Source organism: Limnohabitans sp. Jir72 (assembly GCF_003063575.1).
Taxonomy (GTDB): Bacteria; Pseudomonadota; Gammaproteobacteria; order Burkholderiales; family Burkholderiaceae_C; genus Limnohabitans_A.
Genome location: NZ_NESC01000003.1, coordinates 67,689 through 90,270, shown reverse-complemented (window position 1 = coordinate 90,270; position 22,582 = coordinate 67,689). Strand labels below are relative to the sequence as shown.

27 protein-coding genes are annotated in these 22,582 nt (G+C 59.4%); 21 read left to right on the top strand and 6 right to left on the bottom strand.

Features of this window, described 5'->3' with window-relative positions; all coding sequences use genetic code 11:
- The first annotated feature begins 49 nt into the window (after positions 1-49).
- The 7 genes from B9Z52_RS05210 to B9Z52_RS05180 all read left to right on the top strand — a co-directional run bounded on the left by B9Z52_RS05210 (position 50) and on the right by B9Z52_RS05180 (position 6,817).
- Positions 50-2,200, top strand: coding sequence for a TonB-dependent receptor (locus B9Z52_RS05210; protein WP_108412790.1), 2,151 nt, complete (start codon positions 50-52; stop codon positions 2,198-2,200).
- A gap of 44 nt (positions 2,201-2,244) precedes the next feature.
- Complete coding sequence (gene nudB, locus B9Z52_RS05205; protein WP_108412789.1) at positions 2,245-2,712, top strand: dihydroneopterin triphosphate diphosphatase; 468 nt, start codon at positions 2,245-2,247, stop codon at positions 2,710-2,712.
- Entirely contained in the window at positions 2,712-3,464 is a 753-nt protein-coding gene (locus B9Z52_RS05200) for an endonuclease/exonuclease/phosphatase family protein (RefSeq protein WP_108412788.1), read from the top strand. The genes nudB and B9Z52_RS05200 overlap by 1 nt, the downstream gene beginning before the upstream one ends.
- A gap of 2 nt (positions 3,465-3,466) precedes the next feature.
- Positions 3,467-4,696, top strand: a complete 1,230-nt coding sequence (gene clsB / locus B9Z52_RS05195) for a cardiolipin synthase ClsB (protein WP_108412787.1) — start codon at positions 3,467-3,469, stop codon at positions 4,694-4,696.
- Between the two features lie 85 nt (positions 4,697-4,781).
- Positions 4,782-5,510: a GTP cyclohydrolase I gene (folE, locus tag B9Z52_RS05190; protein WP_108412786.1), complete on the top strand. Its 729-nt coding sequence runs from the start codon at positions 4,782-4,784 to the stop codon at positions 5,508-5,510.
- Positions 5,511-5,512: 2 nt separating this feature from the next.
- Positions 5,513-5,935 (top strand): BLUF domain-containing protein, encoded by a 423-nt coding sequence (locus B9Z52_RS05185; RefSeq protein ID WP_108412785.1) that lies wholly within the window; start codon positions 5,513-5,515, stop codon positions 5,933-5,935.
- A gap of 66 nt (positions 5,936-6,001) precedes the next feature.
- Complete coding sequence (locus B9Z52_RS05180; RefSeq protein ID WP_108412784.1) at positions 6,002-6,817, top strand: DUF429 domain-containing protein; 816 nt, start codon at positions 6,002-6,004, stop codon at positions 6,815-6,817.
- Between the two features lie 120 nt (positions 6,818-6,937).
- Here B9Z52_RS05180 and B9Z52_RS05175 read toward each other — a convergent pair whose 3' ends face one another.
- On the bottom strand, positions 6,938-8,215 hold the full coding sequence (locus B9Z52_RS05175; RefSeq protein ID WP_108412783.1) for a DUF4113 domain-containing protein: 1,278 nt from the start codon (positions 8,213-8,215) through the stop codon (positions 6,938-6,940).
- A 307-nt stretch (positions 8,216-8,522) separates the two neighbouring features.
- Here B9Z52_RS05175 and B9Z52_RS18265 point away from each other — a divergent pair, with 307 nt between their 5' ends.
- The 11 genes from B9Z52_RS18265 to B9Z52_RS05120 all read left to right on the top strand — a co-directional run bounded on the left by B9Z52_RS18265 (position 8,523) and on the right by B9Z52_RS05120 (position 16,104).
- Positions 8,523-8,822 (top strand): TM2 domain-containing protein, encoded by a 300-nt coding sequence (locus B9Z52_RS18265; protein ID WP_108412782.1) that lies wholly within the window; start codon positions 8,523-8,525, stop codon positions 8,820-8,822.
- A 258-nt stretch (positions 8,823-9,080) separates the two neighbouring features.
- Positions 9,081-10,319, top strand: coding sequence for an ATP-binding protein (locus B9Z52_RS05165; protein WP_108412781.1), 1,239 nt, complete (start codon positions 9,081-9,083; stop codon positions 10,317-10,319).
- A gap of 57 nt (positions 10,320-10,376) precedes the next feature.
- Positions 10,377-10,583 (top strand): DUF4287 domain-containing protein, encoded by a 207-nt coding sequence (locus B9Z52_RS05160; protein ID WP_108412780.1) that lies wholly within the window; start codon positions 10,377-10,379, stop codon positions 10,581-10,583.
- Positions 10,584-10,596: 13 nt separating this feature from the next.
- On the top strand, positions 10,597-11,088 hold the full coding sequence (locus B9Z52_RS05155; RefSeq protein WP_108412779.1) for a pyridoxamine 5'-phosphate oxidase family protein: 492 nt from the start codon (positions 10,597-10,599) through the stop codon (positions 11,086-11,088).
- On the top strand, positions 11,085-11,537 hold the full coding sequence (locus B9Z52_RS05150; protein WP_108412778.1) for a GNAT family N-acetyltransferase: 453 nt from the start codon (positions 11,085-11,087) through the stop codon (positions 11,535-11,537). The genes B9Z52_RS05155 and B9Z52_RS05150 overlap by 4 nt, the downstream gene beginning before the upstream one ends.
- 39 nt (positions 11,538-11,576) lie before the next feature.
- The gene (locus B9Z52_RS05145; protein ID WP_369907851.1) at positions 11,577-11,963 is read left to right on the top strand and encodes a nuclear transport factor 2 family protein; all 387 of its coding nucleotides are present in this window, start codon (positions 11,577-11,579) and stop codon (positions 11,961-11,963) included.
- Positions 11,964-11,994: 31 nt separating this feature from the next.
- On the top strand, positions 11,995-12,690 hold the full coding sequence (locus B9Z52_RS05140; protein ID WP_108412777.1) for an aspartate/glutamate racemase family protein: 696 nt from the start codon (positions 11,995-11,997) through the stop codon (positions 12,688-12,690).
- A 29-nt stretch (positions 12,691-12,719) separates the two neighbouring features.
- Entirely contained in the window at positions 12,720-13,163 is a 444-nt protein-coding gene (locus tag B9Z52_RS05135) for an SRPBCC family protein (RefSeq protein WP_108412776.1), read from the top strand.
- A gap of 165 nt (positions 13,164-13,328) precedes the next feature.
- Entirely contained in the window at positions 13,329-14,624 is a 1,296-nt protein-coding gene (locus B9Z52_RS05130) for an SRPBCC family protein (protein ID WP_108412775.1), read from the top strand.
- Positions 14,621-15,103: a nuclear transport factor 2 family protein gene (locus B9Z52_RS05125; RefSeq protein WP_108412774.1), complete on the top strand. Its 483-nt coding sequence runs from the start codon at positions 14,621-14,623 to the stop codon at positions 15,101-15,103. The genes B9Z52_RS05130 and B9Z52_RS05125 overlap by 4 nt, the downstream gene beginning before the upstream one ends.
- 17 nt (positions 15,104-15,120) lie before the next feature.
- Complete coding sequence (locus B9Z52_RS05120; protein ID WP_108412773.1) at positions 15,121-16,104, top strand: tripartite tricarboxylate transporter substrate binding protein; 984 nt, start codon at positions 15,121-15,123, stop codon at positions 16,102-16,104.
- Between the two features lie 12 nt (positions 16,105-16,116).
- On the opposite strand, the gene B9Z52_RS05115 is transcribed toward B9Z52_RS05120, so the two are convergent.
- From B9Z52_RS05115 to B9Z52_RS05100, 4 genes are read right to left on the bottom strand one after another with little or no spacing between them, the layout of a single operon-like run.
- Complete coding sequence (locus B9Z52_RS05115; protein ID WP_108412772.1) at positions 16,117-17,802, bottom strand: SulP family inorganic anion transporter; 1,686 nt, start codon at positions 17,800-17,802, stop codon at positions 16,117-16,119.
- Between the two features lie 23 nt (positions 17,803-17,825).
- Entirely contained in the window at positions 17,826-19,169 is a 1,344-nt protein-coding gene (locus B9Z52_RS05110; protein WP_108412771.1) for a sulfatase, read from the bottom strand.
- 4 nt (positions 19,170-19,173) lie between these two features.
- On the bottom strand, positions 19,174-20,148 hold the full coding sequence (locus B9Z52_RS05105; protein ID WP_108412991.1) for a tripartite tricarboxylate transporter substrate binding protein: 975 nt from the start codon (positions 20,146-20,148) through the stop codon (positions 19,174-19,176).
- A gap of 49 nt (positions 20,149-20,197) precedes the next feature.
- A complete protein-coding gene (locus B9Z52_RS05100; RefSeq protein WP_108412770.1) occupies positions 20,198-20,611 on the bottom strand; it encodes a tripartite tricarboxylate transporter substrate binding protein in 414 nt (137 codons plus the stop codon).
- Between the two features lie 121 nt (positions 20,612-20,732).
- On the opposite strand from B9Z52_RS05100, the gene B9Z52_RS18080 reads away from it, so the two are divergent.
- The 3 genes from B9Z52_RS18080 to B9Z52_RS05090 are packed head-to-tail and all read left to right on the top strand — an operon-like array spanning position 20,733 to position 21,750.
- Positions 20,733-21,041, top strand: a complete 309-nt coding sequence (locus B9Z52_RS18080) for a MarR family transcriptional regulator (protein WP_233251824.1) — start codon at positions 20,733-20,735, stop codon at positions 21,039-21,041.
- Complete coding sequence (locus tag B9Z52_RS18075) at positions 21,032-21,256, top strand: hypothetical protein (protein ID WP_233251823.1); 225 nt, start codon at positions 21,032-21,034, stop codon at positions 21,254-21,256. Before B9Z52_RS18080 ends, B9Z52_RS18075 begins: the two co-directional genes overlap by 10 nt.
- Positions 21,253-21,750: a thermonuclease family protein gene (locus tag B9Z52_RS05090; RefSeq protein ID WP_233251822.1), complete on the top strand. Its 498-nt coding sequence runs from the start codon at positions 21,253-21,255 to the stop codon at positions 21,748-21,750. Before B9Z52_RS18075 ends, B9Z52_RS05090 begins: the two co-directional genes overlap by 4 nt.
- A 72-nt stretch (positions 21,751-21,822) precedes the next feature.
- On the opposite strand, the gene B9Z52_RS05085 is transcribed toward B9Z52_RS05090, so the two are convergent.
- Complete coding sequence (locus B9Z52_RS05085) at positions 21,823-22,578, bottom strand: molybdopterin-synthase adenylyltransferase MoeB (RefSeq protein WP_108412769.1); 756 nt, start codon at positions 22,576-22,578, stop codon at positions 21,823-21,825.
- Positions 22,579-22,582 lie beyond the last annotated feature (4 nt).

Genomic DNA, 22,582 nt, shown 5'->3' with positions numbered 1-22,582 from the left:
AAGGAATTGGAATGTCGTCGAATCAACAAATGCATAGGGAAGTCAGAAAATGAAAAATCGAATTCATTGGGGAAGCGTTCTCGGGCTGCTGAGCACCGCTGTTTGTGCACAAAATGCGGACGAAGTCACTGTGCAAAGTGGTCGATTGGCGCAAAAACAGTTCGATGCCCCGGCTTCTGTGCGCGTGATCGATGGCGACGCCATTCGCAACGCAGGCGCGCAAGTGAACTTGTCCGAGGCTCTGGCACAAACCCCCGGTGTGGTGGCGCTCAACCGAAACAACTATGCCCAAGACGTGCAAATTTCAATTCGCGGCTTTGGCTCTCGGGCGGCATTTGGTCTGCGCGGTATCCGCCTGATCACCGACGGCATTCCCGCCACAACGCCCGATGGGCAAGGCCAAGCCTCCACGGTGAGCCTGACATCGGCTGATCGCATTGAAGTGCTGACCGGCCCACTGGCGCAGCTGTATGGTAATTCTGCCGGCGGTGTGATCCAGACCTTCACCCGTGAAGCCGGTGACCAGCCGCAGTTGGATCTCTCCACCACCTTTGGCAGCTACGGTCTGCGCCGCCATGATGCGCAGTTCAGCGGCCGCACGGGCAGCGTTGGTATCGTGGCCGACTACAGCACGTTCCAGATCGACGGTTATCGCAAAAACAGTGCAGCAGAACGCAAACAATTCAACGGTGTGTTGACTTCCCAGTTGCAAGACGACACCAAACTCAAGCTGGTGGCCAACCTGTTTGACATGCCCCAGGCACAGGATCCATTGGGCTTGACGGCTGATCAGTTGAAGGCAGATCCACGGCAGGCCGGAAACAAAGCAGAATCGGACCGGACCCGCAAGAGCGTGCAGCAAAACCAGTTAGGGGCTGTTTTGTTGCACCAATTCAGCCCTTCGCTTGAAATGCAGTGGCGCTTGTATGGCGGTACACGCAGCAATTTGCAATATCAAGCCAAGACTTCGAATCCTGCGAGTTGGGTTGATTTGCAGCGTGACTACGTTGGCTTGGGGGGGCAGCTCAAGGGCAAGGAATCGAATTTGAAATTTGGTTCGATGGACTGGGTTTTGGGTTTTGATTTGGACCAGTCCTCAGAGCGGCGCAACGGCGGTGAAACATCCAGTGGAGAAAAAATCGCGACGCTCAGCACTTCAAAGGTTTACAGAGACGAGTTGAGCAAGGCACGCAACACGGATGCCTTCATGCAAATGAATTGGCACTGGGTGGATGCAGCCGGTCACAACCCTTTCACGGTCACTTCCGGACTGCGTTACAGCAATGTTCAGCTGGACAGTGTGAACTACAACCCCGCCTCGGGGGACAGTGGCATCGGCAATCTGAACAGCAAGGCCGCATCGCCAGTTTTGGGTGTCACCTGGCACACAACGGATCAATTGAATCTGTACGCCAATTGGGGGCGTGGTTTTGAAACGCCTACTTTGGCAGAGGCAGCCTATTCCAAAGCAGACAACTTGAATTCTGTGATTCCGAGATTCAACCAGGCTTTGACGGCGTCTAAAAGTCAACACAGTGAGATCGGTGCCAAATGGACACCCAGTTCTGGCCAGCGCCTGAGCGCCTCGCTGTTCAAAATTTCGACCGAAAATGAAATCGTCACCGCTCTTTCGGATTCCGGTAAAACAGCGTATGTCAATGCAGCCCAGACTTTGAGGCAAGGTGCCGAGCTGGGATGGAATTCAATGTGGTCCGAACATTGGAAAAGTCTCTTTTCCATGGCTTGGCTAGACGCCACCTATGACAGCAAATTTGATACATATAAAACGTCCCCACCATCACCCATACCCCTGCTAGACAAGTCAATTGCTGCGGGCAACCGGATGCCTGGTATTCCTCAGCGGCAAATGTATGCATCGCTGCAATGGGCTGATCAGGGCTTTGCACCTAAGGCCTTGGGGTTCTCGGCATCAGCAGACTGGGTGTCCCGTTCGGCCATGTGGGCCAGCGACATGAACGATGCTGTTTCACGCGTGGCGGGCTACGACGTGGTGAACCTTCGGGTCCGTCACCGCAGCCAATGGGGCACCGTGCGCTTGGAGGCGTGGGCCGGGGTGGACAATCTGATGGATCGTCCATATGTCGGTTCCGTAATTGTCAATCAAGCTACTGCCCAATATTTCGAGCCAGGGCTGCCCCGCAATTGGATGACCGGGATCAAACTGTCTGTGCCTTTGTGATCTGACAGCCCGGCGGGCTGAACGCAGCGTCCTAGAATGACCGCATGGACGCTGCGTTACCCGTTTACAAAATCCCCGAATCCGTGCTGGTGGTGATCTACACCCCCAGCCACCATGTGCTGCTGATCCGCCGTGTGGATGCGGGCACGTGGCAGTCGGTCACCGGCAGCAAGGACCACCCGCACGAAGACTGGGCCGAGACCGCCGTGCGGGAGGTGCAGGAAGAAACCGGCATCGATGCGCTGCACCCACAGTGTCAGTTGCAGGATTGGCAACTGGAAAATACTTATGACATTTACCCGGCCTGGCGCTGGCGTTACGCGCCTGAAGTCAGCCGCAACACCGAACGCGTGTTTGGCCTCTTGGTGCCCGAGGGCACACCGGTGACGCTGAGTCCACGGGAACACACCGATTGGCAGTGGCTGCATTGGCAACAGGCGGCGGATACCTGTTTTTCACCTTCGAACGCTGAGGCGATTCTGATGCTGCCGCGCTTTTTGGATTGCGCCTGATGCCCCAGCGCCACGAACACCCCACGTTGCGGGTGGCCACCTGGAATATCCACAAAGGCGTGCAGGGCCTGGGGCCTGCGCGGCGGCTAGAGATTCACAACATTGGCCATGCGGTGGAGCAGCTCGATGCCGACATCGTTTGCCTGCAGGAGGTGCGGCGCATGAATCGGCGTGAAGCACTTCACTTTGCCCATTGGCCTGCCCAGCCGCAGGCCGACTATTTGGCACCCGAAGGCTACGAAGCGGTTTACCGCACCAACGCCACCACGCGCCACGGTGAACATGGCAACGCCATGCTGTCGCGTTGGCCCGTGCTGTCGCACCAGCACCATGACATCTCGGACCATCGGTTTGAGCAGCGCGGCTTTTTGCACACCGAGGTGCAGGTGGTCGACCGCGTGGTGCATGTGATCGTGGTGCATCTTGGGCTGGTGCCTGCCAGCCGCGTGCGTCAGACGCAGGCTTTGCTGGATTACATTGCAGGCCATATTCCGGCCCATGCGCCGGTGTTGGTCGCCGGGGATTTCAACGACTGGGGCACAGGACTGGGGCGGCGCATGGCGTCCTCGGGCTTTGCCGAGTGGCGCGAGCAGCCCACTCCCACTTACCCCTCGCGCCTGCCATTGAACCAGCTCGACCATGTCTATGCCCGTGGCTTGCGCCCGGTGCGCGCCATGGTGCCCGCCGGGCGCATCTGGCCACGCATGTCTGACCACTTGCCGCTGGTGGCCGAGCTGGCCTGGGCGGACTGACCATGCGCCACAGCCCACCCTTGCTCGACGGCCACCAGATCGAGTTGATTGAGGGCGGCCAGGCCTACTTCGAGTCGCTGGTGTTGGCGCTTGAGCAAGCCCGCTCGCAGGTGCACGTGGAAACCTATATTTTTGATTTCCACGGCGCGGCCTTGATGGTGGCCCAAGCGCTGGAGCGCGCCGCCTTGCGAGGCGTGCGGGTTTGGCTGGTGGTGGACGGTGTGGGGACACCGCAGTTGCCCGTGCAGTGGCGTGAGCGTTTTGAGCGGGCCGGTGTGGCCTGGCACATTTATTCGCCCTTGGGCACTTTGGGGCTGTTGATACCCAGCCGTTGGCGCAGGCTGCACCGCAAGCTGTGCGTGATCGATGGGCACTTGGCGTTTTGCGGCGGCATCAACATCCTGGACGATTGGTATGACCCGCGTTATGGCACCTTGCCCGAGCCTCGCTTTGATTTTGCCGTGTGCGCTCGAGGGGCCTTGGTGCAGCAGATGCAAGAGACCATGTCGCAGCTGTGGTGGCGCATTCAGGGTGTACGCCATGTCCGCCAACAAAAATTTCCCGAGGCCTTCAGCTCCTTTCGGGCGGCGGGTTTGTACTTGCCCTGGTCGCACGAGGCCGATGGCGCTCAGGGCACCCATGTCGTGGCCAAAGCCGGCTTGCTCTTGCGTGACAACGTCCTGCACCGCACGCAGATCGAGAAAGCCTATTTGCGGGCCATTGGCGCGGCGCGCCATGAAATTGTCATCGCCAATGCCTACTTTTTGCCCGGACGACGCTTGCGCAAGGCTTTGATCCATGCAGCGCAGCGGGGCGTGCGGGTGCGCTTGCTGCTGCAGGGGCGCTACGAATATTTCATGCAGTACCACGCGACCCGGCCCGTCTATGGCGTGTTGTTGGCCGCAGGGGTAGAGATTTACGAGTACGAAGCCAGTTTCCTGCACGCCAAAGTGGCTGTTGTGGACCCTGATCACGACCGCCCTTGGGCCACTGTCGGGTCGTCCAACCTGGACCCTTTGAGTTTGCTGCTGGCCCGCGAGGCCAATGTGGTGGTTGCCGACAAGCTGTTTGCGCGGCAATTGCACCAGCGCTTGAGCCGCGCCATTGATGCGCAAAGCAGCCCTGTGGTGGCCGATGCTTACACCCAAAGACCGTGGCCGCAAAGGCTGCGCGACCGGGTGGCCTTTGGCCTGATGCGCTTGGCCTTGTTCCTGAGTGGCAACCGCTACTGAAGCTGTAGTCCTTGGCCCGTGCATGGGCGTTGACCGGGCGGTCGGGCCAGCCTGTGTAATCGCTGTTACGATCCTCACCATGTTAATGAAAGCCCCAGACGCCATGACTGCTTCTGCCGCCACGCCCGAAGACGATGGCGTACCTGTTTCCGTCAAGATCCGCGAGCGCATCCACGCTGCCCGCAAGCGCTTCCACGCCAACGACAACATTGCGGAATTCATCGAACCCGGCGAGCTGGACAAGTTGCTGGACGAAGTCACCAGCAAGATGTCTGGTGTGCTCGACAGCTTGGTGATTGACACCGTCAATGACCACAACACCGGCGACACCGCTCGCCGCGTGGCCAAGATGTATTTGAAAGAAGTCTTCAAAGGCCGCTATGTCGAAGGCCCCGAGATCACCGAATTTCCCAATGCCGAGCACCTCAATGAGCTGATGATTGTCGGCCCCATCACCGTGCGCAGCGCCTGCAGCCACCACTTGTGTCCCGTGATCGGCAAGATCTGGATCGGTGTGCTGCCCAACGAACACACCAACGTGATTGGCCTGTCCAAATACGCTCGCCTGGCCGAGTGGATCATGGGCCGCCCCCAGATTCAGGAAGAAGCCGTGGTGCAACTGGCCGACCTGATCCAGCGCAAAACCCAGCCCGATGGCCTGGCCATCGTCATGGAGGCCAGCCACTTCTGCATGGGCTGGCGCGGTGTGAAAGACATGGACAGCAAGATGATCAACTCGGTCATGCGCGGTGCCTTCCTGAAGGATCCAAATCTGCGTCGTGAATTCCTGTCCCTGATTCCTGGAAAGAACTGACCATGTTGGTACGCCTGCTTTACGCCAGCCGCGCGGAGGACACCCGCGCAGAGACCATCGAATCTATCTTGTCCCATTCCCGCCAGTTCAACCCGTCCAGTGGCATCACTGGCATCCTGTGCTACGGCGGCGGCATCTTTTTGCAAGCCATCGAAGGCGGTCGCAACGCGGTGAGCGATTTGTATGGTCACATCCAAAAAGACCCACGCCACAAAGACGTGGTCTTGCTGCACTACGAAGAAATCAGCGAGCGCCGCTTTGGTGGCTGGACCATGGGCCAGGTCGATGCCTCGCGCGTGAACACCAACATCTTGCTCAAATACTCCGAACGCGCCGAGCTGGACCCCTACAGCGTGTCGGGCAAAGTTTCACTGGCCCTGCTCGAAGAGCTGATGGCCACGGCGTCTATCATCGGCCGCGCCTGAACCCATTCAATTGGGGTCAGATCCCCATTGTTTTGTAGGAGCGACGCCCTCGTCGCGATGTGAATCATGAACCTCATAGGCTGCGATTTTTCCAGCCGCCCCAGCAAGCGCAAACCCATCGTGCTGGCGCTGGGCCAAGCCCGGCAGGGCAGGGTGCAGCTGCAAGCCCTGCAGACCTTTGACACCCTGAGCGCGTTTGGCGACTGGCTGGCGCAGCCTGCCGATTGGGTGGGCGGTTTTGACTTGCCCTTTGGCCTGCCGCGTGAGCTGGTCGAGACCTTGGGTTGGCCCAACGAGTGGGCCGCCTGCATGGATCACTATTGCGCCTTGGAGCGCCCTCAAATTCGCGAGCAGTTTGCAGCGTTTTGCAACGACCGCCCAGTGGGGGCCAAGTTTGCGCACCGCGCTGCCGACAAACCCGCAGGCTCAAGCCCGTCCATGAAGTGGGTCAACCCGCCTGTGGCTTACATGCTGCACGCGGGCGTGCCCCTGTTGCGCCAAGCAGGTGTGCAGCTGCCCGGCCTGCACGCGGGCGATGTGCGCCGTGTAGCGCTGGAAGCCTACCCCGGCTTGCTGGCGCGCGAGGTGCTGGGCAACACCAGCTACAAAAGCGACGACAAAGCCAAACAAACGCCCGAGCGCCTGCTGGCCCGGCGCGAACTGTTGGGCGCACTCGAGCGTGGGCAAACCCGTCTTGGTTTGCGTCTGGTGGCCAGCAATGCCTTGCTTGGTCGCTTGGCCGATGACGCCAGCGGCGACGCCCTCGACGCCGCCTTGTGCCTGATGCAAGCGGCTTGGGCGCAGCAGCAACACGAAGCCGGTCACCCGCAATACGGCTTGCCGCCGTGCGACCCCCTCGAAGGCTGGATCGTCACGGCCTGATCAATGCAGCCCGTGTATCGCGGCTAAACGTATGCCGAGTAGGAGCCCACCCTGTGGGCGATTTGAAGCCGGTGCAATCTGGTGCCTCTACCGCATGCCAAGGCCCGTGGCCACCAGGTTTCAGCGCTCTGTCTCCAGATCCGGAATCCGGTTGAATGCGATGCGCATCGGTGCGGCGTCCAGCGTGTGGTGCGCGCTGGCAAAGTAAACCGTGTTCTTGCCCTGCTTGCGGTTGAGCGCGTCCATGGCCGACATCAACCGAGCGCGGTCGCGGTGGACTTCGTGGTTTTGTTTCGTCTGCACAGACGGCGGCGGTGCTTCTCCGAGCGCATCAAACAAATCGGGCGTGTGCTGACTGGTCAGCACCAGACCGCACAACTGCACGCCCACGGCCTTCGGGTGCTGCAGCAAGTGCAGCCCGCTGAACCACAGCTGGTCTAGCGTTTGCAGCAAATAGCCGGTGTCCTGCGTCTCGCCCACATGCACATAGCGCTCGCCACCGGCCTCGCGCTCCCAGCGGTGTGCGCAATGCACAAACACCTGCATGGCCGTGGAGTAAAAGCCTTGCTTGCGCAGCCGCATGCCTGCCTTTTGCGTCAGCCGGTGCAGCACTTGCCTGGCCCCTTCGGGGTGGCGCAAGTCGGGTGGCAACACATGCGAATGTCCCAGCGACCTTGCCACCGTGGCGCGTGGTCCGTACCACTGGCCGCGCAGCTTGTCGTACATGTCAGCCCCCGCCAGACCGCCCCAAGCCGTGTGCAGCAAATCACGGGGCGCGGCATACAACTGCGCCATGGTTTCGATGCCGCAACGCGACAAGCGCTCACGCATGCGCGGCCCGATGCCCTGAATGTCGGACAGCTTCAAATGGAACAGCCGCTCAGGCAACTCGTGTTGTTCGATCACCGTCAGCCCATCGGGCTTGTGCATGTCGCTTGCCAGTTTGCCCAGCATGGTGTTGGGCGCGATGCCAATCGAGCTGCGCAGGCATTCGCCCACGCTGCGCTGCACCTCGGTCTTGACTTGGTGCGCCAATGCGATCGCCCGGTCACGCTCGCGCCAACGGCCCGTCAATTCGCACTCCATCTCATCGATCGACAACACCTGCCGCACCGGCACGATCCGGTCCACCGCCGCCACCGCTTGCTGATGAATTTCAACGTACTTGGCGTGGTCTGCCAGCACGATGGCGATGCCCGGACACAAACGTTTCGCCTCGGCCACACCCGTACCCGTTTTGACTCCGAACGCCTTGGCTTCGATGCTGGCCGCAATGCAACACGACGAATCGGCCATGACCGGTACCACCCCCACCGGCCGACCGCGCAGGGCAGGGTTCAGGTGCTGTTCGACCGAGGCGAAGTAGCTGTTGAAGTCAACGAAGAGGGTGCGGAGCATGTGACTTGTGGGGCGAAAGATCAGCGTATGAGATGAAAGATCAGTTTCAATAAAATTGATTCTTTAGATTTAATTTTTTGAATATTCAGGCTATAGTGCCTCGCTGAAAAACATCCTAGGCTGCAATCGATGTGCTTGAGTGATGCTGGTATTTTATACAGCTCTCAGCATTTTCCAAGAGATCTAACATGACTTTGCGCCCAGCCTTGTCTGATCCTTGGGTGAGATTCAGATGGACTGGCTAGCTGACGGCGAATGCAGCGGGTGATGTCTAAATTTTTACTAAAAGAGTGTGTTTAAGAGCTAAATTGTTACCAAAGCTGCCGATGAAAAATATTGCAGTGAATGCGGTGCTGTCATCAAAGCCAAAGCTGAAATTTGTCCCAAATGTGGGGTGCGGCAACTTGCAAGTCCAGCTTCCCTCAACCTCGGGCCAACAACTGCTAATGGAAAAAGTCGCATCGCTGCGGCACTGTTTGCTTTTTTCCTTGGTGGTCTAGGTGGGCATAAATTTTATTTAGGACAAATTGAAATTGGAATTGCATATCTGCTTTTTTGTTGCACATTTATTCCCGCAATTGTTGCGTTCATTGAGTTCATTCTGTAGCTCACCATGAGCGATGAAAAATTCAATCAAAAATATGGAAATGCTTGATTTCGTATTCTCTTCGAGTCGTTAGCGGCATTCCCCCAAACCTGTAGACACTTTTTATAGCGCGGTTTGACGCTGCCGCTCGAACGCATGTGGACTGAGTTGATCGAGATGCTTGTGGGTGTTTAAAAAAGACAAAATATCCAAAATTTCGGTTAGTTAATTCCATAATTTATGCCCGTAAAATCCAAAATTCACGATATCATGTAACGCATGCCTGAGCCATCTCTTTACCCGCGCCTGATCGGGTCACGTATCGCAGAAGCCATGGAGGATACACCGGTGGTTTTGCTGGCTGGACCACGTCAGGCCGGCAAAACGACGCTGGTTCGCCAAATCGCTGGCAACCGGGCACGCTATCTGACGCTGGACGATGAGCTCACCCTGATGTCTGCCAGAGAAGACCCCGTCGGGATGATCCGCAGCTTGGATCGTGCAGTCATTGACGAAATTCAGCGGGCACCTTCCTTGTTGTTGGCCATCAAGAAGAGCGTTGACGAAGACCGGCGCCCCGGGCGGTTTTTGCTCACGGGCTCGGCCAACCTGATGGCTTTGCCGACCGTTGCAGACTCCTTGGCAGGTCGGATGGAGACTTTGTTACTGCTGCCATTGTCCCAAAGCGAGATCGAGAGGCAGTCAACGAACTGGCTTGACAGCGTATTCGCTGGACGGATTCCCAAGCCGGGTACGAAAGCCTTGGGAATGGGCTTGGTCGATCGCGTATTGAGCGGCGGATACCCCGAAGCCATTTCCAGATCCAGCCCAAGGCGCCGGATAGTCTGGGCGCGGCAATACATCGATGCCCTCATTCAACGCGATGTGCGCGATGTTTCGGGCATTGAAAAGCTTGATCAGCTGCCGCGTTTTTTACGTGCTTTGGCGCAGACTGCGGGTCAGATGTGCAACTACAGCCAACTGGGTGGACAGGTGGGCCTGGACAGCAAAACCGCAGCGAAGTACGTCGGCGTTTTTGAGCAGATGTACTTGCTCAGGCGTGTGGATGTCTGGGCTCGCAACAGGCTGAACCGGGTCGTCAAGACGCCCAAGTTGCAGTTCATCGATTCTGGTTTGCTGGCAACCTTGATTGAGTTGACTGCTCAAGAGGTTGAGCGCGACCGAACCCGATTCGGCCATGTGCTGGAATCGTTTGTCTATGGCGAACTGCTCAAGGCGACCACCACGGCAGAGGGGGAGTATGCGCTGATGTACTACCGTGATGCAGACAAGGTCGAGGTCGATGTGGTCATTGAGAACGCGGCTGGGCAATTGGTTGGCGTTGAAGTCAAAGCCTCTGCCACTGTGAAAGAAAGTGATCTGAGGGGTTTGAGAAAACTGGCCACTTTGGCCGGTGACCAATTCAAAATGGGAATCTTGCTTTACGACGGAGATGAGACCATGCCTTTAGGGGGCAACATTTGGGCTGCTCCTTTGGCTACGCTATGGGGCACATAGCCCGATCTTTACCCCGCGCCTGCGGGTGTCTGAATCTTTCTTTTCACAGGAGTTGTCATGCCGAATGTCGACAAACCCAAAGGCCCCGCGTCTTACTTCCCGTCCATCGAGAAAACCTATGGCCAGCCCATCGCGCATTGGTTGGCCATTCTGGACGGCATGAAGGACAAGAAGCACATGGAGCAAGTAGCCTTGCTCAAGAGTGAGCACCAACTGGGCCACGGCCATGCCAATGCGCTGGTGGCGTTCCACAAGTCACGCTGAAATCAATTTCATCATGAGTGATTTCTCAGGACCGCTCACCCCCGCAGTGCGCGGCAGCGCACGCCGCAGCGTGCTGTGCTGGCTGGCCACGGTTGACACAGACGGTCAACCCAATGTCTCGCCCAAAGAGGTTTGGACCATTGCCGATGACCGGCATGTTGTGGTCGCCAACATTGCCTCGCCCGTGACGGCACGAAACATTGCGCGGCAGCCGCAGGTTTGTCTGAGCTTTGTCGATGTGTTTGTGCAAAAAGGCTTCAAGCTCAAGGGCGTGGCCCGTGAGGTGCCTGCCAACGATCCGGAATTTTCTGATTGGGCTGTACCGCTGCAGGCCATGGTGGGGCAGCGCTTCACCATTCAGAGCGTGTTGGTCATTCGCGTGACCTCGGTGGCACCGATCGTGGCACCCAGTTACCGGTTTTACCCGGACGAGACCACGGAGTCGTCACAAGTGGATGCCGCGCTTCGAGCGTATGGTGTTCAACAAAAAGGAGTTGAGAGATGAATGCGAGTCATGTCAGGCAAGCTGTACTTGCTGACCTCGATGCTTTAGCAGACCTGTTCGACTACTATCGTCAGTTTTACGGCCAAGCCAGTGATTTGGCCGCAGCCAGGGCATTCTTGAAAGCGCGTTTTGAACACGGCGAGTCGACCATTTTTCTGGCCGAGTCTGAAGGCCAAGCGCTCGGGTTTACCCAGCTCTATCCCAGTTTTTCATCGGTATCGGTGGCGCGGGTGTTTGTGCTCAATGATTTGTACGTGATCCCAACGGCCAGACGTCTGGGGGTGGGGCAATCACTGTTGAATGCGGCAGCTGTCCACGCGAGACAATTGGGTGCAGTTCGTCTGTCATTGACCACGGCAGTGGATAACCAGTCTGCTCAAGCTTTGTACGAATCAGAGGGCTGGGGGCGTGATCAAAAGTTTTATACCTATCACTTGGCTTTGACATGAGCGGCTGCACAACTCAAAAGTGAGCGTGTTTATTCATAAATGGGAGAAAAAATGTCATTGCATACATCGCCAGAAGTCGTGGTTCAGAGACAGTTGGAGGCCTACAACTCCAAGAACATGGATGCTTGGTTGGCAACCTACGCAGCCGATGCCAAACAGTTCGAATTGGGAGGTGCATTGCTTGCCGAGGGTCACACAGCCATTCGCGCACGTACAGAGAGCAGATTCACAGAAGATCATCTTCAGGCTCGTTTGATCCGTCGAGAGGTTTTTGGCTCCGTGGTCGTTGACCATGAAGATGTCACTCGAACGATTGAGGGTCAAGCCATGCGTATTGAATTGGTGTGTGTGTACCAAGTAGAAAATGGTTTGATTCAAACGGCCTCGTTCAGCATGGGGCCATTAATGAGAAGTTTGATTGACTGAGCTTGAGCACGGACATCCAAAGGGACTACACATGAAAACCATAGGTTTGCTAGGCGGTATGAGTTGGGAGTCAACCATGCCGTACTACAGGCTCATCAATGAAGGCGTGAAGGCGCGCTTGGGTGGTTTGCACTCGGCGCGGCTTGTTCTGTACAGCGTGGATTTTGCAGAGATGGAGCAACTGCAGCGGGCGGGTGATTGGGCTGCCGCAGGGGGCTTGCTGGCCAAGGCCGCGCAGGCCTTGCAGACAGCTGGCGCTCAAGCCTTGGTGTTGTGCACCAACACCATGCATAAGGTCGCGCCAGCCATTGAAGCGGCTGTTGATGTTCCTTTGCTTCATATCGCCGACGCAACGGCTGAGGCCATTGTGACTCAGGGCTTGCACTGCGTTGGGCTGCTGGGAACCCGATTCACAATGGAGCAGGACTTTTACAAATCACGTCTGCGTGACGCACATGGCCTTGAAGTGATGGTGCCCAACACAGATGATCGCGCCGATGTGAATCGCATCATTTACGAAGAACTGTGCCTTGGCCATGTTTGCGACGCGTCGCGCGATGTTTACCGTCGTGTCATTCATGAGCTGGTCGCGCAGGGCGCACAGGCCATCATCTTGGGCTGTACCGAAATCGGTATGCTGATTGGTGCCCAAGACAGTCCGGTGCCTTTGTTTGACACCACCACCTTGCATGCACAAGCCGCTGTTGATTGGGCTTTGACCGATTAAGCTTCGCTTGATGTTTTGAAGGATTCCCCATGACCCACACCGTCCGTTTTCAACGCGTCCTGCGTGCCCCTGCTGATCGCATCTTCCGTGCGTTCATCGACCCCGATGCGATGGCCAAATGGTTGCCCCCGCATGGCTTCACCGGTCGGGTGCACGAGATGGATGCGCGTGTGGGCGGGGGCTATCGCATGTCCTTCACCAACCTGGGCAATGGTCAGTCGCACAGTTTTGGCGGTACTTTTTTGGAGCTGGTCCCGGGCGAGCGCTTGAGCCACACCGACACCTTTGATGACCCGAATTTGACAGGGCAGATGACCACGACGGTGACTTTCAAACCCGTGCTGGTGGGCACCGAGGTGAACATCGAGCAGTCCGGCATCCCGGAGATGATCCCGCCGGAAATGTGCTGTCTGGGTTGGCAAGAGTCTTTGACGTTGCTGGCGCTGCTGGTCGAGGCGGAGATTCCAAGTTGAACTTTTGAGTTACTGCGCCTGCGCCTGCGCAAGCCTGTAGGCTCATTGGGAAAATGCGGCTGTGCACGCAAGCTGGCTCAGTCATCTGCATGACAAGTGCACTGAGGACTTGGCCTTATGTTTGGGCCGAATATTCTCTCAACGTGAAGGCCCAGCTTGACCGACATGAACACCCCTGCCCAAGCCAGCCACGAGGCCGTGGTGCGCGGCCCCACCAGCTCGCGAGAAAAGACGGCCCGTCCATGGCCGGCCGAGGGCTACACCAGAGCCCCTTATTGGGCCTACACCGACCCGGACATTTACGCCCAAGAGCAAGTCAAGATTTTCCGGGGCAAGACCTGGAACTATCTGGGCTTGGAGTCCGAGGTGCCGGAGGTGGGCAGTTTCAAAACCACCTACATCGGCGACCAATCCGTGGTGCTGACCCGGGCCGAAGACGGCTCACTGCATGCGGTGGTCAACCGCTGCGCGCACCGGGGCAATATGCTGTGCCGCGATGCGTTTGGGCAGGCCAAGAAGCTGTACTGCGTCTACCACGCCTGGAATTACAACCTCAAGGGCGACCTCACGCATGCGGCTTTCAGCCACGGTTTGCGCGGTGAGGGCGGATTGCCCAAAGACTTTCAACTGTCTGAGCATGGCCTGCAAAAATTGCGCGTGGCCACGATTTGCGGTCTGGTCTTTGCCACCTTCTCTCATGAAGTTGAACCTCTCGAAGCTTGGCTTGGTGATGTGGCCGCAGGCATTCGCCGTGTGCTGCACAAGCCCCTGAAGGTGCTGGGCTACGACACCCAGCGCATCCATGCCAACTGGAAGACGTACCACGAGAACCCTCGGGACTCTTACCACGCCAACATCCTGCACACTTTTTACGGCACCTTTGGCTTGTCGCGCCAGTCTCAAGAGTCGGGCATGACACTCGACCAAAACGGCCGGCATGTCTATTTCTACACCAAGGCCGGCACCGAGAAAAAGTCAGAAGACTTTGACAAGACCAGCGCCGCCTTGCGTTCCGTCAACGACGACATGAAGCTGGAAGACCCCAGCATCTTGAAGTGGCGCGATGAGTTCGGCGATGGGGTCAGCGTGCAGATCCTCACGACCTACCCCAGCTTTGTGCTGCACCAAATTGCCAACAGTCTGGCGACACGCCAACTCATTCCGCGCGGGGTGGGCGAGTCGGACCTGGTGTGGACTTATTTTGGTTTCGCCGACGACGATGAGGCCACCACGCAAAGCCGCTTGGTGCAGGCCAATCTGGCCGGATCGGCCGGCATGATTTCGGTAGAAGACGCGGCCGTTTGCGAGATGATGCAAAAAGCCATGGCCGATGGGCAAAGCGGTGAAAGCTTCATCGAGATGGGCGGCAAAACCCTGGAAAGCGGTGGCACCAGCAAACTCTCGGAGCGTGCGATTCGCAACTTCTGGCACAACTACCGATCAGACATGGATTTGGCATGAGCGCGCAACACGATCAACATCACCGGGCGGTTGAAAACCTGATTTACGAATGGGCCCGCGCCATCGACGAGGACCGGGTTGAGGCCATTTCTGAGTTGCTACTGCCCGATGGCCGCTACACCGTGCAGTCACGGTTCAACCACGACCGTGGTTTGCCGATGGCCATCATCGACGCCCGCAGTGCTGCGCAACTGCGTGACCGCATCAAGTCCATGCGCGTGGCCAATATTTACGAGCCGCACCATTACCGGCACATCCTGTCCGGTGTGCAAATCGTGGGCGAGGCCGATGGCGCGCTGCTGGTGCGATCCAATTATTTGGTGGTGCGCACCATGTCGTTGGATGGGGACATGGCCATTTTTTCGACCGGCCAATGTCGGGACGAGGTCGTCATCACGTCCGAGGGGCCGCGCTTCAAGCGGCGCTTGTTCTTGTACGACTCGCGCATCATCGAGACCTTGTTGGTCATTCCCCTTTGAATCCCTGAAAGCGTGCCATGACACACCGCCGCCGTGAATTTCTAAGTGCTTCTTTGGCGCTGAGTCTGCCTGCGTGGGTCGCTACGGCGGGGGCGCAAAGCCCTGCGGCCTGGCCGCAAAAAACCATCAAGATTTTGGTGCCCAACCCTGCAGGCGGCAGCGCTGATTTGTTCCCCCGACTGGTCTCGGAAGCCCTGTCCAGCAAGCTGGGGCAAACGATCGTGATTGAAAACAAACCGGGCGCAGCAGGCAACATCGCAGCCGAAATGCTCTTCAATGCCGAGCCCGATGGCTACACCTTGATGGCCGCGCCACCGCCGCCCTTGTCGATCAACGTGAGCTTGTACCCCAAGCTCAATTACGACCCGGCCAAGTTCGTGCCGATCACCGTGTTCTCTTTGGTGCCCAATGCTTTGATGGTGCACCCCTCGGTGCCCGCCAATTCGGTTCAAGAGTTGATCGCTTATGCCAAGGCCAACCCGGACAAGCTCAGCTATGCCTCGCAGGGCAACGGCTCCACTGCGCACCTGACGGCCGAGTTGTTCAAGCAAAAAACCGGCACCAAGCTGGTCCATGTGCCCTACAAAGGCGATGCGCCAGCCATGGCCGATTTGCTGGCCGGGCATGTGAATGTGATGTTCGGCAATGTGGCGCAAGCCTCTGCCCATTTGCGCAGTGGCAAGCTCAAGGTTCTGGCCGTCACCAGCGCCAAGCGCATCCCCAGCATGCCGCAGACGCCTGCCTTGCAGGAAATTGTTCCCGGCGTGGTGGCGGTGGCCTGGTTTGCCTTGGTGGCACCGCCCAAAACACCCATGGCCATTGCACACCGTTTGTCCAGCTTGATCAGCGACATTTTGCGCACCCCCGAGATGGTGCGCCGTTTTGCCGAGGTGGGTGCCGAGCCTGTGGGCAATACGCCCGAAGAGATGGCGCAATGGATGAAGGAAGACACCGAGCGTTGGCGTCAGGTCATCAAAAACGGTGGCGTGACCATCGATTGACGTCGTTGCGCTTCAAATCGCCGCGGCGGCCATGTCGTCGGGCAGTGGCGCCAGTTGGCGCAGGGCGTGCAGCGCATCGGCATCGGTGCGGTACATCTTGAGCAGTGGGCTTTGGGGCAATTCGCCCGCCCGTTTGAGGGCGGTCTCCACCGGCAGTTTGATGCCGCTGATGTGCAGCGTGATGCCCCGACTCGACAATTGTCTTTGCAGTTGACCAAAGGTTTCCACGCCGGTGGCATCGACCCGGTTGATGGGTTGTGCAAACAGGCACACGTGTTGCACATCGGGGTGCAAGGCCAGGTGTTCGGTGATGGCGCGTTCAAAGCCGCTGGCGGCGGCAAAGTCCAGCTCGGCGTCCATGCGCAAGGCATACAGCTGAGGCGCCAGGGGCGGGAGTTTCCACAGGTGCCGGTCACGCAAGCTGCCATCCGGGTGCAGGCCCACTTCGATGATGCGGGGGTGCAGCCGTGTGTGCAAGAAGTGGCTCAGGCCCACCAGCACGCCCGCCATCACGCCCCAATAGATGCGCGGTGCCGTGGCCAGGGTGATCGCAAAAGTCACAGCCGCCGTCATGGTTTCGACCCGGTCAATGCGCCAGAGTTTGAGGAACTGCCGGGGTTGGAACAGATTGAGTACGGCGACGATCACGGCCGCCGCCATGACCGAGCGCGGTACGTATTGCAGTGCGGGCATGAGCAAGAGCAAGGCCAAAAGGACGAAACCGATGGAGGCCACCAAAGCCCAGCCTGACCGGGCGCCTGCGTACAACATCAGGGCCGAGCGTGAAAACGAGGTGCTGGTCGGGAAACTGCCCGAAAAAGCTGAGGCCAGTTTGGCCAGGCCTTGTGCAAACAACTCGGTGCTGTCGTCCCAGCGTTTGCCATCGCGCTGGCATTCGATGCGGGCGCTCGATGCGGTCTCCAGAAAGCTCACCAAGGCGATCACCATGGCGGGCACCCACAGCTGGTTGAGCATGTCCAGGCCAGGCCAGTGTGGCCAGTAAAAGTCGGGCAACCCAGCGGGCAGCAGGCCGACCACGGTGCCGTGTTGTTCATATCCGCTGGCATAGCCGAGGGCCGAGGCGCAGGCCATCACCAGCATCACGCTGGGCCAGCGTGGCTTGAATTTGCGCATCAAGAGCAGCACCACCAGGCTCACCAAGCCAAACCAGGCCGGCCATCCGGTCATCCAAGCAGCCCAGGTCTGCACGTCCCAGCTCCAAGCTTTCACGCCCAGAAGGGCAGGCACTTGCGAAGCCATGATCAGCAAGGACGCCGCTTGCGTGAAGCCCATCATCACCGGGGAGCTGACCAGGTTGATGAGCCAGCCATACTTGCCCAGACCCAGCAGCAGCTGGATACCGCCCGACAACAATGACAACCACACGGCCAGTGAGACCCATTCAGGCGAGCCTGCCTCGGCCATGCCTGTGAGCGATGCGCCAATCAGCACGCAGGTCAGCGCAGCAGGGCCGACCGACAAGCGGTTGGCACTGCCCAGCAAAGCGGCCAGCAAAGCGGGCACCAGGCAGGTGTAGAGCCCGGTGACCAAGGGCATGCCCGCCAAGCCCGCATAGGCCACCGCCTGGGGCACCATCACCAGCGCGACCGTCAGGCCAGCCAGCACTTCGGTGCGTGCCAGATCAGCGCTCAAGCGCGGCCATTGGCGAAAGGTCAGAAAGCGTTGGATTGAAGCCATGTTTGATCTTAGCCGCCTGCGCCTCAGCGCTGCGGCATGTCCTTGACCGAGTAGCCCAGGCTGACGGTGGCGTCTTCGGGAATGGCAGGCACGGTGGCGTCCCAGGCTTCCCAGGCGGCCCGCATGGCTTGCAGGCGCTCGGGCTGGCGCCCGCCCAGGTTGGCGCGTTCGCGTTCGTCGGCTGGGATGTTGAACAGGTAATCGTTGCCATCCACCCGCAGGTATTTGTAGTCGCCCATGCGCAAGGCGCGCTGGCCCCGGTGGTTCATGCGCCAGTACAGGGGGCGGTCAAATTGGTGTTTGGCGTCGCGCAGCACGGGAGCCAAAGACACGCCGTCAAACGGCAAGTCGTCTTGGGCCTTGGCACCTGCCAACTCGACCAGTGTGGCTGACCAGTCCATGGTCATGCAGTGCTGCGCTGAGGTGCTGCCGGGCGCGATGACGGCTGGCCAGTGCGCGATCCACGGCACGCGGATGCCGCCTTCGGTCAGGTCCATCTTGCCACCCACCAGAGGCCAGTTGTCAGAAAAGCGCTCGCCGCCGTTGTCGCTGGTGAAGACGATCAGGGTGTTGTCGAGCTGCCCGGTTTTTTTGAGCGCATCCACCACCCAACCAATGCCTTCGTCCATGTGGTGGATCATGCGGTGGTAGGTGTGGATGTTGCCGCCGTGCAGGTGAAAGATGTTGTCTTTCACTTCAGCTGCCAACGCATGGTCTTCTCGGGTTTCCCAGGGCCAATGCGGCGCGGTGTAGTGCAGGCTCAAAAAGAAGGGCGTGCCCTGTGCGGCGCCTGGGGCCATGCGTTCAACATAATCGACCGCACGCTTGGACAGCATGTCGGTCAGGTAGCCGTCTTCGGGGGTTTCTTCTTCGCCGGTGAACAGGTCGTGCGCACCGTTGGAGGCGCAATGCGTGAAGTAGTCCACCCCGCCCGACATGGGGCCAAAAAATTCTTCGTAACCCGACTTGAGCGGACTGAAGTGCGGTGGGTAGCCCAGGTGCCACTTGCCGATCAAGGCGGTGCGGTAGCCGCTGGCCTTGAGCAGGGACGGCACTGTGGGGTGTTCGGGCGGCAGGCCCAGCACGGCGCTGCCCCGGCTGCGGCTGTTGATGGGCTCGTCGGCACCGCCGCGCAGGCGGTACTGGTAGCGGGCTGTCATGAGCGCAAAGCGGGTGGGCGAGCACACGGGCGAGTTGGAGTAGCCCTGTGTGAACTTGAGGCCGTTGGCTGCCAACTGATCCAGAACAGGCGAGACCTTGCCGAACTTGGCGTCGCGGCCGCCGTAGCAGCCGAGGTCTGCAAAGCCGAGGTCGTCGGCGACGATAAAGATGATGTTGGGGCGTTGTGGTGTGGGGGTGTTGGACATTGGCTTATTCCACTTTCATGCCGGTGGATTTGACCACGCGGCCGTAGCGTTGGGATTGATCGCTCAGGCGCTTGACCGCATCGGGGCCGGTCAGGCCTTCATAAAACAGGTCCATGCTGGCCAGTTGGGTCTGGGTGTCGGGGCGTTTCAAGGCGTCGGTGAAAGATTTTTGCAGCAACTGCACCACCGGCTCGGGCGTGGCTGCCGGCACCATGGCGATGTAGAGCACTTCCAGCTCCAGATCTTTCAGGCCCAATTCGGCCACCGTGGGGATGTCGGCGGCCGCGCGCGAGCGTTGGCGGCTGGTCACGGCCAGGGCAGTGACCTTGCCGGTCTTCACATAAGGCAGCATGCCGGGCGTGGCCAGCACGCCTGCATCGACTTCACCTGCCAGCACAGCGGTCACGGCCGGTGTGTTGCCTTTGTAGGGCACATGCTGGATCTTGATGTTCGCGGCGTCCATGAAGATTTCAGCGGCCAGGTGACCGGGGCTGCCGCTGCCTGCACTGCTGAAATTCAGGCCCTTGCCTTTGCCTTGGGTGATCAGGTCTTTGAGCGTTTTGAAGCCGGTGCTGGGATGCGCGCCCACCAGCAAACCCGACGACACCATGACCATGATGGGTTTGAGGTCCGCCGCCTTGAAGGCCATGCCCTTGTAGATGTAGGGGTTGACCGTGAAGGTGGTGTCGATGCCAAACAGCACGGTGTAACCATCGGCGGGGCTTTTGGCGACGAAGTCGGCCCCGATGTTGCCGCCCGCGCCGGGCTTGTTCTCCACGACCACGGGCTGCTTGTATTGGGTGGTGATGGCTTCACCCACGCTGCGGGCCAGGTAGTCGGCGGGGCCGCCAGCAGGGAAGTTGGTGATGAATTTGATGGGCTTGGTGGGGTAGCTTTGTGCCCATGCAGCCGTGCTGGCGGTCCAGGCGGCGAGGGCCAGGCACAGGCTGGCGCACAAAGGTTGGCGGAAGAGTTTCATGACAATTTTTTGCGCTGAGCAAGAGATGGTTGAGTGGGTGTGAAGGGGCTCAGGCATTGTTGGCGGGCGCACCCCCTTGAAAGGGCACGTGGTTCAGTTGCACACCGGTCGACTGTTCCATCAGCACCCCCATGAAGTGGGGCAGGGTGCCTGCGCCAGGCGTGCCGTAACTGTTGGCACCGGGGTTGGCTTTGGCGATCATCTCGCCCACGTTTTTCACGCCAGAAGCGGGGCCCGCCACCACGCCGAACTGAAAACGTGCAATCTGCGAGATGGGGCTGAAGTCGTCGCGCAGCGCATCGGCCACCAGGCGCGCCATCACATCGGCCGAGCCGCCTGGCGGAAAGCCCACCAAGATCTTGAGGGGCGGTTTGTCATGTGCATGAACGAGGGGTGACAGCACGGTCAGGGCCAGTGCGGTCAGCAGGCCGATGTGGCGTGCGATGCGGGTCGTGATGGGCATGGTGTCTCTGGGCTGTGAATGAGAGTGTGGTCCGCGTTTGGCGCGAATTCACGTTCGAACACGCCAATGTAGTGTGATGACCGACAATTGATCTAATCAATCGTCCCCCCGGAAAACCCTGATGCCGCTGTCCCCCTCCCAACGCCTGGCTTCGATCGATGATCTTCTCCTTTACCGTCTGGGCCGCTTGTCGGCAGTGGCTGGCGGCATGGTGGTGCGTTTGTGCGAAGGCGGTCACGGCATCACCCGGCGCGAATGGGCGGTGGTGGCCCAACTGTACGAACACCATGACCAGCCGCCCTCGGTCCTGGCCGAGCGCATGCACCGCGACCGGGCGCGCACATCGCGGGCCTTGACCAGCTTGATTCAAAAAAACTGGTGTTGCGCACCACCCCGGCCAACGACAGGCGCAGCGCCATCGTGGGGCTGACACCTGAAGGGCGGCAGTTGTACGAGCGGCTGATGCCGCAGGTGCAGGCCATCAACAGCCAGATCCTCATGGCCCTGAAGCCTGAGCAAGCGCAGCAGTTTGACGAGGCGCTGGAGCGCCTGCAAGCCCGTGCGTTGGCCTTGTTGACCGAGTTGAGCCCTGCTTTGCCCAAGGCCAATCGCCGCCGTGGCCGATCCGGCAAGGACGCGGTGTGAAGCGCTGGCATGGGGTGGGCCTGCTGTGCCTGGTCTGGCCCTGGCACCTTTGGGCGCAGGAAGCGCCTTGGACGGCCTGGGTGAGTTGGGTCATGGATGGCGACACCTTGCTCTTGGTGCCACAAGGCCACAAGGAGCCCGTCACCGTGCGCATCGATGGCATCGACGCACCCGAGACCTGTCAGCCCGGCGGGGAAGCATCACGCGACGCCATGGTTCGCCTGGCCCTGCGCAAAACCGTGCAAGTGCAAGCATTCGGGCAAGACCACTATGGACGCCAGGTGGCGCAAGTGCGCGTGGACGGGGTGGATCTGGGGGCCGAGATGGTGCGCAGTGGCATGGCCTGGGCTTACCGCTACCGGGTGGGGGCCGGGCCTTATGCCAAGTTGCAAAAGCTCGCCCAAAAAGACAGACGAGGCTTGTTCGGCGCAGCCGACGCCGCGATGGCACCGCCCGTGTTTCGAAAGTTCCATGGCACTTGCCACGTCAACTGAAAAATGAAAACAGCACCTTGTTGAGACAAGGCCTGGACGTCACCACGAGCCAAGCGTCGCGATCGAGAGGGTTTATGCCCGGTGCGCTGCGCAGACCGGGCACTGCTCGTTGCGGCCCATGCGGATGTCGGTCCAGGACAGGTCCCGGCCGTCCAGCATCAACAGGCGCCCAGCCATATGGCTGCCCATGCCGCTCAAGATTTTGAGCGCTTCGGCCGCTTGCACGCTGCCGATGATGCCCACCAGCGGCGCGAACACCCCCATCGTGGCGCAGCGGGTTTCTTCTGGCGCTTGGTCGGGCGGGAAGATGCAGGCATAACAAGGTGCCTCGGGGCGGGTGCTGTCAAACACCGAGACTTGGCCGTCCATGCGGATGGCCGCGCCCGACACCAGCGGTTTGCCGTGTTGCACGCAAGCGAGGTTGACGGCGTGGCGGGTTTCAAAGTTGTCGCAGCAATCGATCACCACATCGGCTTGTGCCACCAGCGTGTCCAGCAAGGCGGCATTGGCGCGTTGTGTGATGGGTCGGACTTGCACATCGGGATTGATCTGGGCAATCGCCGTGCGCACGGAGTCGGCCTTGTATTGGCCAACGCGGTCGAGGGTGTGGGCGATCTGGCGCTGCAAGTTGGTGGCGTCCACCTGGTCATGGTCGATCACGGTGATGTGGCCCACACCTGCACTGCCCAGGTACAGGCTAACCGGGGACCCGAGGCCGCCTGCGCCAATGATCAGGGCGTGCGAGGCCAGCAGTTTTTCCTGGCCGTCTATGCCCAGTTCATTGAGCAGGATGTGCCGCGAGTAACGCAGCAGCTGGGCGTCATCCATCGCG